At 40.0% G+C, this 14,173-nt stretch carries 14 protein-coding genes; all 14 read right to left on the reverse strand.

Annotated elements, in window-relative coordinates:
* Positions 1-17: 17 nt before the first annotated feature.
* The 14 genes from ACUUJN_RS24065 to ACUUJN_RS24130 all read right to left on the reverse strand — a co-directional run bounded on the left by ACUUJN_RS24065 (position 18) and on the right by ACUUJN_RS24130 (position 14,142).
* Positions 18-215, reverse strand: a complete 198-nt coding sequence (locus tag ACUUJN_RS24065) for a cold shock domain-containing protein (protein WP_013312263.1) — start codon at positions 213-215, stop codon at positions 18-20.
* A 260-nt stretch (positions 216-475) separates the two neighbouring features.
* Complete coding sequence (locus tag ACUUJN_RS24070) at positions 476-1,480, reverse strand: hypothetical protein (RefSeq protein ID WP_076156405.1); 1,005 nt, start codon at positions 1,478-1,480, stop codon at positions 476-478.
* A 318-nt stretch (positions 1,481-1,798) separates the two neighbouring features.
* Positions 1,799-3,781 carry a methyltransferase domain-containing protein gene (locus tag ACUUJN_RS24075; protein ID WP_484668997.1) on the reverse strand — a complete coding sequence of 661 codons (1,983 nt, stop codon included), beginning with the start codon at positions 3,779-3,781 and terminating at the stop codon, positions 1,799-1,801.
* Between the two features lie 52 nt (positions 3,782-3,833).
* Entirely contained in the window at positions 3,834-4,988 is a 1,155-nt protein-coding gene (locus tag ACUUJN_RS24080) for an aminotransferase class I/II-fold pyridoxal phosphate-dependent enzyme (protein WP_484668998.1), read from the reverse strand.
* A 19-nt stretch (positions 4,989-5,007) separates the two neighbouring features.
* Positions 5,008-5,634 (reverse strand): acetyltransferase, encoded by a 627-nt coding sequence (locus ACUUJN_RS24085; protein ID WP_484668999.1) that lies wholly within the window; start codon positions 5,632-5,634, stop codon positions 5,008-5,010.
* 12 nt (positions 5,635-5,646) lie between these two features.
* Entirely contained in the window at positions 5,647-6,786 is a 1,140-nt protein-coding gene (neuC, locus tag ACUUJN_RS24090; protein WP_484669000.1) for a UDP-N-acetylglucosamine 2-epimerase, read from the reverse strand.
* Complete coding sequence (neuB, locus tag ACUUJN_RS24095) at positions 6,783-7,811, reverse strand: N-acetylneuraminate synthase (RefSeq protein ID WP_053326236.1); 1,029 nt, start codon at positions 7,809-7,811, stop codon at positions 6,783-6,785. Before neuB ends, neuC begins: the two co-directional genes overlap by 4 nt.
* 16 nt (positions 7,812-7,827) lie before the next feature.
* On the reverse strand, positions 7,828-8,547 hold the full coding sequence (locus tag ACUUJN_RS24100; RefSeq protein ID WP_484669001.1) for an acylneuraminate cytidylyltransferase family protein: 720 nt from the start codon (positions 8,545-8,547) through the stop codon (positions 7,828-7,830).
* Positions 8,544-9,563: a UDP-N-acetylglucosamine 4,6-dehydratase family protein gene (locus ACUUJN_RS24105; protein WP_484669002.1), complete on the reverse strand. Its 1,020-nt coding sequence runs from the start codon at positions 9,561-9,563 to the stop codon at positions 8,544-8,546. The genes ACUUJN_RS24100 and ACUUJN_RS24105 overlap by 4 nt, the downstream gene beginning before the upstream one ends.
* A 29-nt stretch (positions 9,564-9,592) precedes the next feature.
* Positions 9,593-11,401: a motility associated factor glycosyltransferase family protein gene (locus tag ACUUJN_RS24110; RefSeq protein ID WP_484669003.1), complete on the reverse strand. Its 1,809-nt coding sequence runs from the start codon at positions 11,399-11,401 to the stop codon at positions 9,593-9,595.
* 128 nt (positions 11,402-11,529) lie between these two features.
* Positions 11,530-11,859 (reverse strand): hypothetical protein, encoded by a 330-nt coding sequence (locus ACUUJN_RS24115; RefSeq protein WP_341162933.1) that lies wholly within the window; start codon positions 11,857-11,859, stop codon positions 11,530-11,532.
* Between the two features lie 14 nt (positions 11,860-11,873).
* Positions 11,874-12,257: a flagellar export chaperone FliS gene (gene fliS, locus ACUUJN_RS24120; RefSeq protein ID WP_339201040.1), complete on the reverse strand. Its 384-nt coding sequence runs from the start codon at positions 12,255-12,257 to the stop codon at positions 11,874-11,876.
* A 14-nt stretch (positions 12,258-12,271) separates the two neighbouring features.
* The gene (gene fliD / locus ACUUJN_RS24125) at positions 12,272-13,744 is read right to left on the reverse strand and encodes a flagellar filament capping protein FliD (RefSeq protein WP_339201041.1); all 1,473 of its coding nucleotides are present in this window, start codon (positions 13,742-13,744) and stop codon (positions 12,272-12,274) included.
* Positions 13,745-13,758: 14 nt separating this feature from the next.
* On the reverse strand, positions 13,759-14,142 hold the full coding sequence (locus tag ACUUJN_RS24130; protein WP_339201042.1) for a flagellar protein FlaG: 384 nt from the start codon (positions 14,140-14,142) through the stop codon (positions 13,759-13,761).
* Positions 14,143-14,173: the final 31 nt, after the last annotated feature.

The raw sequence follows: 14,173 nt of genomic DNA on the forward strand, positions 1-14,173 counted from the left end.
GGCTATGCCGGGGATGATTATAATTTGGTTACGTTAGCGGCTTGTGGTCCACGTGCGCCTTCGACAATGTCGAACTCCACGTCTTGTCCTTCTTCAAGTGTTTTGAAGCCTTCTGTTTGAATTGCGGAAAAATGTACAAATACGTCGCCGCCGTCAGACGTTTCAATGAAACCATAACCTTTTTCTGCGTTAAACCATTTTACTTTACCTTGCATGCACTAACATTCCCTTCGTCATCAAATGAAGTGAAGCTCTCGCCCACATTTCCGACTATACCACCCAAAGTTATCCATTGTCAATTGGAATTGATAATGTTTTCATTCATAGTTATTCCAATTTTACAAAGCAATCTATTTCTATAGATTGAAATGGTATATTAAGCAAAGAGTTTACTATACAAGTATAGTAAACTCTTTGTGAATGTTTGAAACTCCTAGGGAAAAAACATTGAAAATTTTTGTTGTTTCTTTTTTACTTAATTATAGTAAACTACCGTTGGCTGGGGCTCAATTCCTTTTGCATAGTAGTAATTCAAGTTACTTACAAAATCAATTACTTTCTTTGTATCCAGATCATACACAAGAATGTCTGGATCTCCAGCCATATCAATAAAATCCAGGCGTCTCGGCGTAGTTCTGCCACTGGTGTCAACAAAAGAGGAACTGTGATACGGTGGATTGCCAGAACTATATGCAGATTCAAAATAGGTAAAAAGCGTATCTGCATTTAGAACAATCAAAACAGCATTATCAGAGCTTGCATAATTTGAAAAGTTGAATTCTCTTGACCATTCCAAATTCGGGTTTGTCACCGTTGTATTGGCAATTTGGGTCCCATTCACCTTAATATCTCCGTTTGGATACTCAATGACCGTATATAACAAATTGTTAGAGTAGGATGTTAGCTTGGCCGCCTTACCATTAATCGGTGTATCCGCTGGCGAGGCCGCATTCATGTGGATACTATAGCTTTCACCTACCGTTCCTGTGGAGGTAACACGAAGTCCCCAGTCCCCTGCTTTTAAGTCTGTAGCAAACTTCAATTCAGAGGCCTTTCCTCCAAAACCCGTCAAACTTGCTGTCCCCGTGCTCCAATCAATCGAGTACAAGTCAAATCTATAATTGGGATTACTGGATTTGATCTGAGCCAGAATGCTTCTATCCGTAGGTACGTTAAAGAACCAAAAATCTGTTGGATCAGCTGTCGTTAAAGAATCAGTGAAACTCATGAGGTCACCGTTCACATTGAAATTAGACATTAATGTAACCCGATGATTGTTCACTTTAAGAGTCTCGCCATATACAGCCTCAGTCGTGCTAGTAGGTTCCAGCGCTTGAGTCGTATTAAGCGAAAGTGACGTATCAGTATCCTTCGCCGTTGAACTTGATGAGCTGGCCTCAACTGAGGCTGGAGCTATTGACATACTGCTTAAAACTAAAATGGCTAATAAAATTCCAGAAAGGTATTTTCCCCACTTCATAAACATCATCCCTTCTCAGAATATTTAAAATTATTAATAGATTGAAAATAATTCCTATGGATGATGTACTAATTCTATAACATACTTAATTATCCTTTAAACAAACAAAAAATAGACGCACCAAAAAAACATATAGAAAAATATATTTAAACCGTTTGTAAAGACTCTCTGCGAACCAAATTACTAACAGAAAAGACGACCCCTTATTCTATTTAGGGGTCGTCTTTTTATACTTATTTTTACTTTCTCTCACAAAAGTTAATTTCAAGGAGATTCTTTAGTAAGTCGATGCCTAGACGAGCTGAAAGTAGATAAGATTTAATCTTCTTTCATAGCAACGATCTGCATTTGACCTAAATATTCCGATCCTCCAGAAATTTTTAGAATTTTAAATTTATGCATTCTCATAAGTATTCTTAAGGAGATATGATCATATAAAATAACATGTAATGGCGGATCCAGATGTCGCCAGTTGCTTCCAGAATGATAGCTCGCTGTCGAACTAACATTAGGTGTATTGGCAATAAATAGTCCTCCCGTTTTTAGTATACGATTTATATTCTCCATAAAATGATGCGGATTAGGGATATGTTCCAATACATCAAAAGCTGTTACAACATCGAACGACTCATTATCAAATAAATGCTCGTCCAATGAACCCGTTATAACGTTCAATCCATGCTTTTGTCTCCCTATTTGGGCTGCTTTTTCTGATATCTCCACTCCTTTTACATCCCAATAACGAAGTTGAGCCTCTAATACAAAATTACCTGTTGAACACCCCAAATCAAGTAGCTTACCTCTAGGATACTTAGTCTGATCTACATATGTCTCAACCAAATCCATTCTAGCTTCTAATACCGCTAATAGGCCTGGAGTAATTTGTTCCAAATCTGTAGACCAACCCATTTTAGTTCGATGCTCGTTAGAATAGTAGACATTGTTATAAAACCAGTCTAAATAGCCCTCTGTCGGTTGAGGATTCATAAACACTGTGCAGCATTCAGCACAGCGGTGCAGATTTGTCTCAAACCCATCATGACCTTGAATAGAATATAACTGAGAGAAATTAGATCCACTACAAACAGGACATTGTTTCATTAATTCCTTACTTTTATCTGCTTTGTAGGAATTGAGTTCTTTTTCTCTCGCATAATTTAGTTTTGAAGCAGTTACGATCTCGATTACTTCCATAGCTCTTTCCTTATAGGTATGTTTTGTAATAACATGCTCATAAAGTTCTTCCACAAGCTCTATCCTTTCCTTGGGATGGGTTAAGAAGTAATCACCTTTAATAACAAGCTCTTCAAGACTACCAAACGAGATTTCGCTCCATACATTAGGAAATATGAGTTTCATATCATCTTTATAGTCACTTAGAACAAAGGATTTAGAAGCAAAAACATCAAAAATTCTGTTATTAACTGAAGTCTCTAGCTGTATAGAAGAGATATTAAGATTTACCGCATAACTTTGATATAAGGAACTAAGCTCACTATAAGGTACTGACGGATGAAGAATAAGATGGTCACTTGCTATTTCCTTAGAACCATACACATGAATGTCAATTCCACTAATACTATTCAAAACATGCTGACGCAAAACAGCACTTCCACGGGCATGAATCGGCATATAAATATTTCTCCAAAATGCATATGGATGTTTTTCATATAGATATCGAATCGTTTCAAATTCTTTTAATAAAAAGGCTTCCCTGCATAGATCATAAGTAGGGATATTTATATGTTTTACTTTTTCATTAATAATAAAATTAACGAATCTTTGTTCCAGATTTTCTTCTAAAATCTTATGGTCAACTTTGGCTATATTACCAACGAACGCGATTTCGCCTTCTTTAGCCTTAATTTGAGGATTAGGATAAAACTTTAGCGGGTTAGTAGCAAGCATTATTGGATGTACATTCTTAATATTTCGTTCAATGAGCAACTGCAAGCAATATTTATCCCATACAAAATGGTAATAATACGAAGTATGCTCTTGAAATTCTGCTTCTAACCCTTCATCTATTGAAAAAAAAGGATTATCATAATGCAAAGAAACAAGGGGAATACCCATTTGGCGCAAAAGAAATTGTTTTCCATCTTGAAAGATCCCAACACTTCCATATGCAACAGCTATATCAGGCTTAAAATCCTTTATATTTTGAATTTCTGAAAGCCCGAATCCCTCTTCTAATCTAACATACAGTATTTCATGCCCCAATTGTTCAAATGCAACAGCATAATCGTCGGTGACATGAGGAGCAATAACACCGTTTCTCCTGAAAAGTACAATTTTCATGCCTTCTATCTCCCATCTGTATCAACTGGATAATATTATCCAATAAGTATCTTTAAGCTCTGCTACTGATTATTTTTAGTATCTGTTCAATGACAAACTTTTGACCTTCGACAGTCATATTCGTATCCGACGGTAAACAAATTCCATTCAAAAACAATTCTTTACTCACGTCTTTTTCTACATGATGTTTAAAGTAATTTGCCTCTGTAAACAAAGGCTGTATATGCAGTGGTTTCCAAACCGGACGCGATTCAATGTTGAACTTTTCCAGTTCATCAATAATCTCAGTAATGGTTGTCTTAATTTTTTTTGAATCGATCAACATTGTAGTTAACCATCGAGTTGATTCTCCAAATGTTGCTTCTGGCATAAACTCTATACCATCCACAACAGATAAAGCATCATAGTAGTTTTTAAATATTTCTCTCTTTTGAGAAATCCTTTTATCCAAAACCTGTAGTTGCCCACGCCCAATTCCTGCTAAGACGTTACTCAAACGATAGTTATATCCGATCTGACTATGCTGATAATGCTTGGCACGGTCTCTGGCTTGTGTGGCATAAAACCTTGCTTTCTCTAACAGAATTAGATCTTCTGAAACCAGCATACCTCCGCCAGAAGTAGTAATAATTTTATTTCCGTTAAATGAAAGAATGCCGAATTTCCCAAGCGTTCCACTCATTTGCTTGCCGTAAGTTGCTCCGAGTGATTCCGCAGCATCTTCTACAATTGGCACCTCGTAATAATCACATATTTTTTTCAACCGATCGTAGTCTGCACTCTGCCCATACAAATTGACTATAACTACAGCTTTAGGTTTCTTTCCCTTATCTGCATAAGTCTTGAATGCTCGCTCTAGTGCCTCAGGGGACATATTCCAGCTGTCTGGTTCCGAATCGATAAAGACAGGAATTGCACCTTGATATAAGATCGGATTAGCACTGGCAACAAAGGTAAGAGAAGAACAAAAAACAATATCATCCTTCTCCACACCAAGCAATATCAAAGACAAGTGAATTGCTGCTGTTCCAGAACTTAGGGCAACTGCGCCTCCACATCCTAAGTAATTTGCCACCTCTGATTCAAAAGCGTCTACATTTTTACCTAGTGGAGCAATCCAATTCGTTTCAAAGGCCTCTGCGATATATTGCTGTTCAAGCCCGCCCATATGCGGTGAAGATAAATAAATTCTATCTCGATTGGACATTTTGTTTCATCCCTTATCCTTATAGGTTTTTTATTACTTTGGCCGGACAACCCACAGCTATAACGTTTTCTGGCAAATCGCGGATGACACAAGAAGCAGCACCAACGATGGTATCGCACCCTACACGAACACCAGGTATAAGACTTGCACCTATTCCGATATGAGCACAGTATCCGATCTGAACTCCACCTGCCATATGTACACCTGGGGAAATATGCACGAAGTCTTCTATTCGGCAATCATGATCTATAGTAGCCGCCGTATTAACAATGACATGCTCTCCAACATACGCATCAGCGTTAATTACAGCATTAGGCATGACAACCGTCCCCTCGCTAATGAATGCGCTGGGTGCGACTACAGCGCTTGGGTGAACAGCAGTACCAAATTTGACTGAAGCAACTTTTAATTGACTTACAATCTTCCTTCTGGTTGTATTATCTCCGATTGCCACAACGAACAGCGCCTCTGGATACAGAGATAATAGTTGAGCAATCTGATTACGGCCCCCCAAGATCGGCAATCCGTTCCATGCTTCTTCTTTACAATGGTCATCCAGAATACCAATGATTTTTTCACCACAGGACCGTAAAATATCCACAATAACCTTGGCATGTCCTCCTGCTCCAAAAACAATATAGCTCAAGGCCGATCCTCCTTAATAGGTAATTGTCTTTTGTATAAGCTGCTCTGACTTGGATGTTCGGTTCAATATATCTACGATGCGAGAGCTTGTGTTATCTCTACTGTAAATATTGTCGGCTGCTTTAACAATTTGTTGGAAAGGCTCAGACATTGCGTACTCTATTGCAGAAGTCAATTCGAGCTCGTCATCTGCAATATCTATTGTGTTCACAGAACGCTCTCTGCCTGTCTGACGAGTTCCGATATTAATGACTGGAACATGAAAGGAGGCTGCCTCAATAATCCCCGATGAAGAATTTCCAATTAAAATTTTTGCATTTTTCAACATCGTCAGATAATCAAGTTGCTCAAAACTGGTTACAAGATGCATCCCTTTTCTTGTAGAAAAACGATTATATACATCAACGATCGCATCAGCTCCAGCATCCGAATTGGGCATCACACAAATTACCTCATTCTCCCCAGCCAAGAGAACTTCCATCATCTTACCAAGGATGTGCATATCCGCTTCTTCCGTGGTGACAGGATGATAAGCAAACAGCACATAATCTTTATCTATATTCAGATCGTATTTACGTTTCGTCCTCTCTAGCTCAGGCAGGGAAGTGTTCATCATCGTTTCAATTCTCGGAGCACCGACTACATGAATTCTCCAAGGTTCTTCGCCAAGCCTAATTAGGCGCTCTCTGCTTCCATTTGTAGCCACAAAGTGAATGTGGGCCAACTTACTAATCGCATGCCGTACAGACTCATCAATCGTGCCGGAGACTTCTCCACCATGCAAATGAACAAGCGGAATGTTCATGTGAGAGGACACAATCGCAGCTGCAAGCATTTCTCCCCGATCTCCTAATACAACAACGAAATCTGGTTCCAAAGCCTCTACGGCTTGTGTCATGCCCATGATTGCTATTCCAATAGAGCGAGACATATTAGCATGAGTAGATCCTTGCAGCAGACAGTCTACCTTAGCAGATACACGAAATCCGTCCTTTTGGATAGCGTCCAATGTATACCCATGCTGTGGAGATAAATGCATGCCTGTAACCAACAGGTGGAGCTCCAGAGCATGTTCTTCCTCAAGAGCCCGCAAAACCGGGTAATATATCCCATAATCAGCTCGTGTTCCGGTAATCACCAATACTTTTTTCATTGCACATCATCCCATGATAACAAATAGTCTTCATGTACATCCTTTAAAAGCTGCTTACCAACCAAGTCATCAAAATATTTAGGCTCTATTCCAGTGCCCGGACGCTTGATAACTAGATCTTCTAGTGTTAGCAACTGGCCTGTTTTTTTAGATGTTGCCACCACAATACTTTTTCTTGCAACAGCTCTTGTGCTTTCCTCAGAAGGCATACACCTTTTAACACCATCCCCTAGGGCCTGCTCCACATTACGAATCGCGAGAACCATTTTTGAGAAATCAGCAGGCTCCAGTGAAGCCTTATGGTCAGGACCTGGAAGATTTCGATCCAATGTAAAATGCTTTTCAATAATTCTAGCTCCCAGTGCTGAAGCCGCTATAGCGATCTCAATCCCAGCCGTATGATCTGAGTAACCTGTGACCTTATTAAAAGCTGTAGATATTGTCTTCATGGCCAGCAGATTTACATCTTCCAAAGGTGCCGGATAGTCGGAAGTACAGTGTAGCAATAGTACTTCACTTTTTTTAAATGCTTGTAACGATTCTCCAATTTCATCTAAATTAGACATCCCGGTCGATAGAATAATCGGACGCCCATAGCTATCAAGCTTCTGAAGAAAGGGGATATTGTTCATATCTCCTGATCCAACCTTGAATGCGTCAATATGAATTGAATTCAGAAACTCAGCACTTTCTTCATCAAAGGGTGTGGAAAGGAAATCTATCCCTTTATCCTCACAGTACTTTTTCAATAGAACAAAATCCTCAAAGCTCAATTCCAGCTGTTTTAACATATCTAGTTGGCTTTCAGCTGAATTGGTATTTTCCGTCTGGTAATTAGCCTTCTGGGCATACTTGGTTACCAGCTTTTCGCTTTTAAAGGTTTGGAATTTCACCGCATCTGCACCACATAAAATCGCTTGGTCAATACACTCGAATGCCAGCTCCAATGATCCATTATGATTGACTCCTACCTCCGCGATAATATAGATAGGGTGGTTTTCATTATTTGATAAGAGGTTTTTCATGTTATATTCCTCCCTCCTACTGCAAGGATTCCTTGTGATTGGATTGTCTCCAAAAAAGCTCTGCCATTTTTAAATCAAATTCGTCATCTATGTCAACAGATCGTTCTTTAGGCATAATATAGCCACAATTATTAGGCCCAACCAGAGTGTCACTATTCATCAACAGATCTCTTTTTACGATATAGATGGCTCCGTTTAGAGCATGTAGTTCTTTCAGATCTTGTCTCCTCAAATGCTCCCTTTCACCTTTCAGGTAGGGCGTAAGCCGCCCGTTATCCATTTCCCTTAGTAAATAGGGTTGCACTCCAGACAAAGTGACACTTTGAAGTGAATCAGCCTGATGATCTAAAAATATTTTATATGCTTCTTTAATGTCCATAGCATTTCGCAGTGGAGATGTGGGCTGCAGCAGCATAATAACATCAAAAAATTGATTTTGCGTCTGCTCATAAAATTCAACTGCATGCTTCAATACATCAATGCTTTTGGCCTCATCGGTAGCCAGTTCATCGGGCCTTATAAACGGAACAGCCGCTCCGGCTTGGCCCGACACACGAGCAATCTCTTTACAATCCGTTGAAACTATAACTTCGTCCACACAACCACTATTTAGGGCAGCTTCAATGCTATATTGAATGAGCGGTTTATCATGTAACAATCTTATGTTTTTACCGGGTAAACCTTTTGATCCACCCCGCGCAGGAATAATCGCCAAACATTTGTGATTGCTCATCATACAATACCTTTTGTGAATCCCAATCCGTTCAGTTCAATAAGCTCCCGAATGGCTTTCGGGAAAATCTGTGGTGCAGTCATCGAAGAATATTCTTGACGAATTGCCCTTTGAAAACCTTCATATTCTTGCTCTGCGGTATGAAATAACGAAGGAATGATATACATCTGTCCATTCTCCAACGCTCTTTCAGATTCCTCAAGCGTCATGAGTTCCTCATATAGCTTCTCACCCGGCCGGATTCCAGTCTCAATGATTTCTCCACGATAGGGTTTACCAACCGCCTCTTCATATGAATCAACCAAGCATTGGGCCAAATCCGTAATTTTGAGAATCGGCATTTTCAGTACAAATACTTCTCCACCTTGCGAATAATGCGCCGCATCTATGACCAATTGAGCGGCTTGAGGAATAGACATCATAAACCGAGTCATCTCTGCATGTGTGACCGTCACTGGTTTCCCTTTAGCAATCTGATCACGGAATAATGGAATAACAGAGCCCCTGGATCCCATAACATTTCCAAAGCGGACACAAGAGAAAATGGTACGTTTGCTCCCTTTATACAAGTTGGCGGCAGAAATTAAACGTTCTGATAGCAGCTTCGTGGCCCCCATCGTATTCGTTGGGTTTACCACTTTATCTGTGCTGATGGCTACTACTTTTTCTACATTATGCTCAATAGCCGTCTCTATCAGATTTTGTACGCCAATAACATTCGTTTTCACTGCTTCCATAGGGTTATACTCGCATGCTGGCACATGTTTGAGAGCAGCAGCATGAAAGATATAATCCACATCCTCCATAGCATAACTCAGTCTTTGCTTGTCCCTGATATCACCGATCAGATAACGGATATTCGTATATTCTTTTAATTCCTGCTGTAGATCAAACTGCTTGCTCTCATCCCTACTAAAAATCCGTAAGGCTTTAGGGTTATACGATAAAATATTACGTACAATCTCGCTTCCAATTGAACCTGTGCCGCCTGTAACCAGTACGATCTTGTTGGTAAACATAATGACCTCCGGAGTGTAAAACGAATAATTTATATATCTTTACGGATCACTGCATCGCTATCTGTTTTTTTATCTAAACGGTGAATCGATTCCGAAAACATTTCTTGGAGTATTGGGATTTGTGCTGTGATATCCTGTAGCAGCTTACCTAGATGCTCATAGATTAGATCAGACTTACGAGTCAACTGATGTTCTGTCACAATCACAGGGAGCACCTGATCAAAGCGCGCAATTTCGATAGGCATAATGGACTCGAAAATTGGCGAGAACCATTCCCTGTTGGCAATCAATCCCCACATTTGCTCTATGGATTCCACCATATTTTGAGCCTTTGCTGGTTTAGTCCTGCTAAACTCGCGTAGCTTATTCATAAGCTTCTGAATGGCTGCAATCTCAGAACGTACATTGGAAAGATCTCCGAGTGTCGCTATCAGCTTATCTCTGACATCCAGCACCTTATTCATATCAACAGCAATATTTATTTTGTTTATCAAATCGGCAATTGCATCATGATCAACAGATTCTGGTGCTAACAATTTATACATCTCTTCCATGGGCTTGAAAGGAGCCCCCTCAATCACTGCACCATTGCGGCTTGAATTGACGAATTCGATTCTTGGAAGTGCCATAATGAGATTTTCGAGTCCATTCTTCATCAAAGAGAAACTCTCGTCTGTAGTGTTGTATGTTCCCTTTACATTCAGTACTTTCTTAGGCGCTTCTTGCACTGTCTTATCAGTAGCTTCGGCTGCAAAATGTTCAATTCCATCTGCGTAAAATTTGTTATCAGGGAACGACAAATCCTGACCTGCAAGTATGATCCGTTTAGCCCCTAAACATGCTGCTGCTTGAATAGCCGTTCCTGCAACCGTTTCTGTGGGGGATATAAATAGTTCCTCTTTACTGAGCCCAAAGAAATACTGAGATACAGCATCACTTTTCATAATACTATGAATTTTCTCTGCGCAGTTCTGATCAGAGATTTCATAATAAGATGAGGAGGTAAACAATAAAGGCTGCTCCCTTGTTACAGAAGAAGCGAAGATTTTCTTATTGACAGGATGCCCATCCATAATGACAGCAAGGTGAGGCTGTATTCCATGCTTTACTAAAGCCTGAATGCTGGAGCCTGCTGAAATAATCAGTACATGAGGACGTAATTTTTTCAGCCATTCGATATCTTCTTGTAAAGATGGACCTGATGATACAACAACTACTGTTGCACCCTCAAAAGCATAAAAAAGTCGCTCAATGGAAGGAGTGTATAACACATCAGAAAGGTGATATAGATAATTCCGAGTCCATTCTTCTCGAAAACGATTCTCTGTATGTTTATCTACCAGGAAGCTCTGACGATATTCCTGAAATTGTTCCTTTACTTCACGCAATAAATTCATATCATCTGATAGATACTTGCGCAGTGCGATAAACCCCAAATCTTCCAGCATATAACTACTTAACATGTGAAACATCATATTGAGCTGAGACTCACCAACAGATAGCCAGTACAAATTAGGATGCCCCAGTAAAAGCCTAAGGTCATAGTCCGTTACTGCCTTCCGAAAGAGCTGCTCATCCGGCTCGTATACAAACAACCAGTGATTTGGGTACAATTCGAGGAGATCAACAATGCTAAGACCTCTTTCAAAACCATATACAAAAATAACTTTCCCGTTTCCAATAGCCCCTTCAACAGCATTTAGCCAAGCGATATCCCTTTCAAAGGACTCAGTAAACAAAGGTATAGATAAGTCATCATTCGGCAAGCTATTGATTTTGGTTGCAACATGAGGAAACCTCTGCTTTAGAATTGTATGGTTTATTTGTAGTTGAGACAAGGTAATACCACCGTTTCGCATTAATATTTGTTAATTAGTATATCGGATTTACTCTTAATGGAATGAACCTTTTCACAAAAATCCCCCCATTCTAAATCGAATAGGGGGTACGCTCCATAAAGCATTTTTTATTTGCGATGATCAATAAACAAACTGTCTACAGAATAAGCTTGCTGGTATGCATGCTGCTGCATACGAATGGCTCCGCGTTTCTCCATCCAGTGACCAGCCTCATCCTTTAGTACATGCATACGCTGCAAAATTACAGAATCGTTACTTAGTATGTCACGAATTTTCTGCTTATCATGTTCCGTTAACGATAATTGATAGGACTGCATCTGTTCTACAATGCGCTGCCTTTGATCTGCAAAGTGTTCAAACTCTTCCTCACTTATATTCAGAAGGTTAGATAACACTGCTTCTGTCCTATGTTGCAGCTCTTCAAGGAGTACTTGCATATTAGGATCTTCCATCACACACTACCAACTACACCAGGCATTTTCGCGGCTTCCAACCAAGCTTCCCGTAGGTCAGTCAAATGTTCCAGCACCTCTTGTGCCGGAGCGGCTATTTTGTGAACATTCGCCTCAATCAGCTCATGCAGCATATATTCATACAATCGCAATAAATCATGGGATATTGGATACTCAAAATTCAACGCAGATATCAACTCGTGTACAATCGCTTGCGCTTTACACAAATTATTATTTGCCTTCTCATTATCCTTATTCTCTATCCCCTCAATTCCCGCACGAAGGAAACGAATAGCCCCATCGTACAACATAATTAGCAGTTTAGGCTTGGAAGCAGTTTGCGCTTGAGTCTGCCGGTATTTCTGATAGGGTGTATTGATCAATTGTAAAACCTCCTTTATGACGACATGCCTGTAAGACTCGAAGATGTACTATTATACTTGCTGATTGCCGTCTCCATCGCAGTGAATTTTTTGTAATAGTTAGTTTCAATCATCGTTAGTCGACTAGTCATGTCACTAATTCGACGGTCCAGGCTCGACAATTGCTCTCCCATTGTGCTCGTAGTAATAAATGAAGCTGTTAGATCCTTACTCACTTTTGAAGTACCAGCTGTATCGGCCATTCTTTGAAGTGAGGTATTCGAAATCTTTTTAAGTTTAGCAAGAATACCGTCTTGCTGTGTATATTTATTAGTTAGCGCCGTGCTTGGATCCTGTTTCCCAAAAAAATTCGAGATAACATCTGGATCTTTTTCTACCGCTGCGCGCAATTTGTCTGCATCTAGAATAAGCTTACCTTTCGTATCATAAGTGCCTGTAGTAATTCCAAGTTCAGACATCATTAAGGGCATATTCTTACCATTTGCATCAACTCTGCCGATGTCTACACCTTGAATCATAGCACTACGCATTTCAGATAATGTATCCTGCAGGATAGGATCGTTTCTAAGCATGCCACTCTTGGCCTTGGTTGTCCAGAGCTTGGCTTCATCATCACTCATAGCGGCTCTTTGTTCCGTCGTAAGCGGGGCGTATTTTTTATATCTCTCCTCACCAACCTTGCCATTGAGTGTAGCGAGAACATCATTATATGCATCGACAAAGCTTTGAATATTTTCGACAATCTTATCGGTATCTTTGGTAGCTTCGATTCTTGTCGCAGCACCACCGGCTGTCTTCAGTGTAATATCAATGCCATTAATGGTAAAATTATTTGATGACTTTTTGACTTCAAGTCCATTTACCTTTAGCACAGCATCCGTTCCGTTTGTTGAAGACAATTTAAATTCACTACTAATTTGAGAATCAATATTGAATGTTTGCGACCCCGTAGTCTTACTAGTTAATGACAAACCAGATTTGGGATCGTACAGGGCAGTTACTCCTGTCTTACTGTTATCATTAATTTTTTTAACAAACGATTCAATGGTTTCGTTTGCATCCACATCAATGGTGTCCCCACCAACCTGAACCGTACGAGCTGCCCCATCGGCAAAGGCAAGCTCTGTGCTTGCCTTTTCAGACCATGAGCTGTCTGAGACAGATCTTGCGGCAGTAGCGAGATTGGTTACCGAGATATCCAATACTCCACTGGCAGACGATGAAGCCGATGCAGTCAACGCGTCACTATTTCCCGATACTGTTACTTTCTGCGGATTCATTGAAGCAGTACGGCTTAATGTCGTCAGTTTATCTTGTAGAAATGAAACAATTTTAGTACTGGACTCACGATAGTTTTCTCGTTTCCATTCCATTAGCTGCTTTTGTTGAGTCAGCTTATCGAGCGGTACACGCTCAGCAGTCATCAGCTTTTTTACTACTGCATCAATATCCATGCCAGAGGCAAGACCGCTTATTCTAGTTACCATAATTGTATATCCCCCTATACTTTTTTATCGATAATGATTCCTGCAATCTCCATCATTCTAGCCGCTATATCCAAAATTTTTTCTGGAGGTACTTCACGAATCAAATCACCCGTTTCCTTGTTCATCACTTTTATCATGATTGCATGCGTCTTCTCATGCACAGATATTTCAAACGTCTTCTGTGGACCTTGTATAGCATCAATTACTTTCTGTAGCTCCAAAACTGCTTCCTCATGTGTCGGTTGCTTCTGACCGGTATCACCTCTATTGGTTGTTCGGACAGCATCTTGTGTAGCAACATAATTTGTTTCGGCATCTGAAAAGGCTTCACGTTTTATTCCTGTTGATGGCTGAACCGGCAACAGATTCCCAGTGCTAGGGGGGATCATCGAATCCATAGAATAACCTCCATTCATAGTTTTAGACACA

This window comes from Paenibacillus sp. LRG-1 (assembly GCF_057220305.1).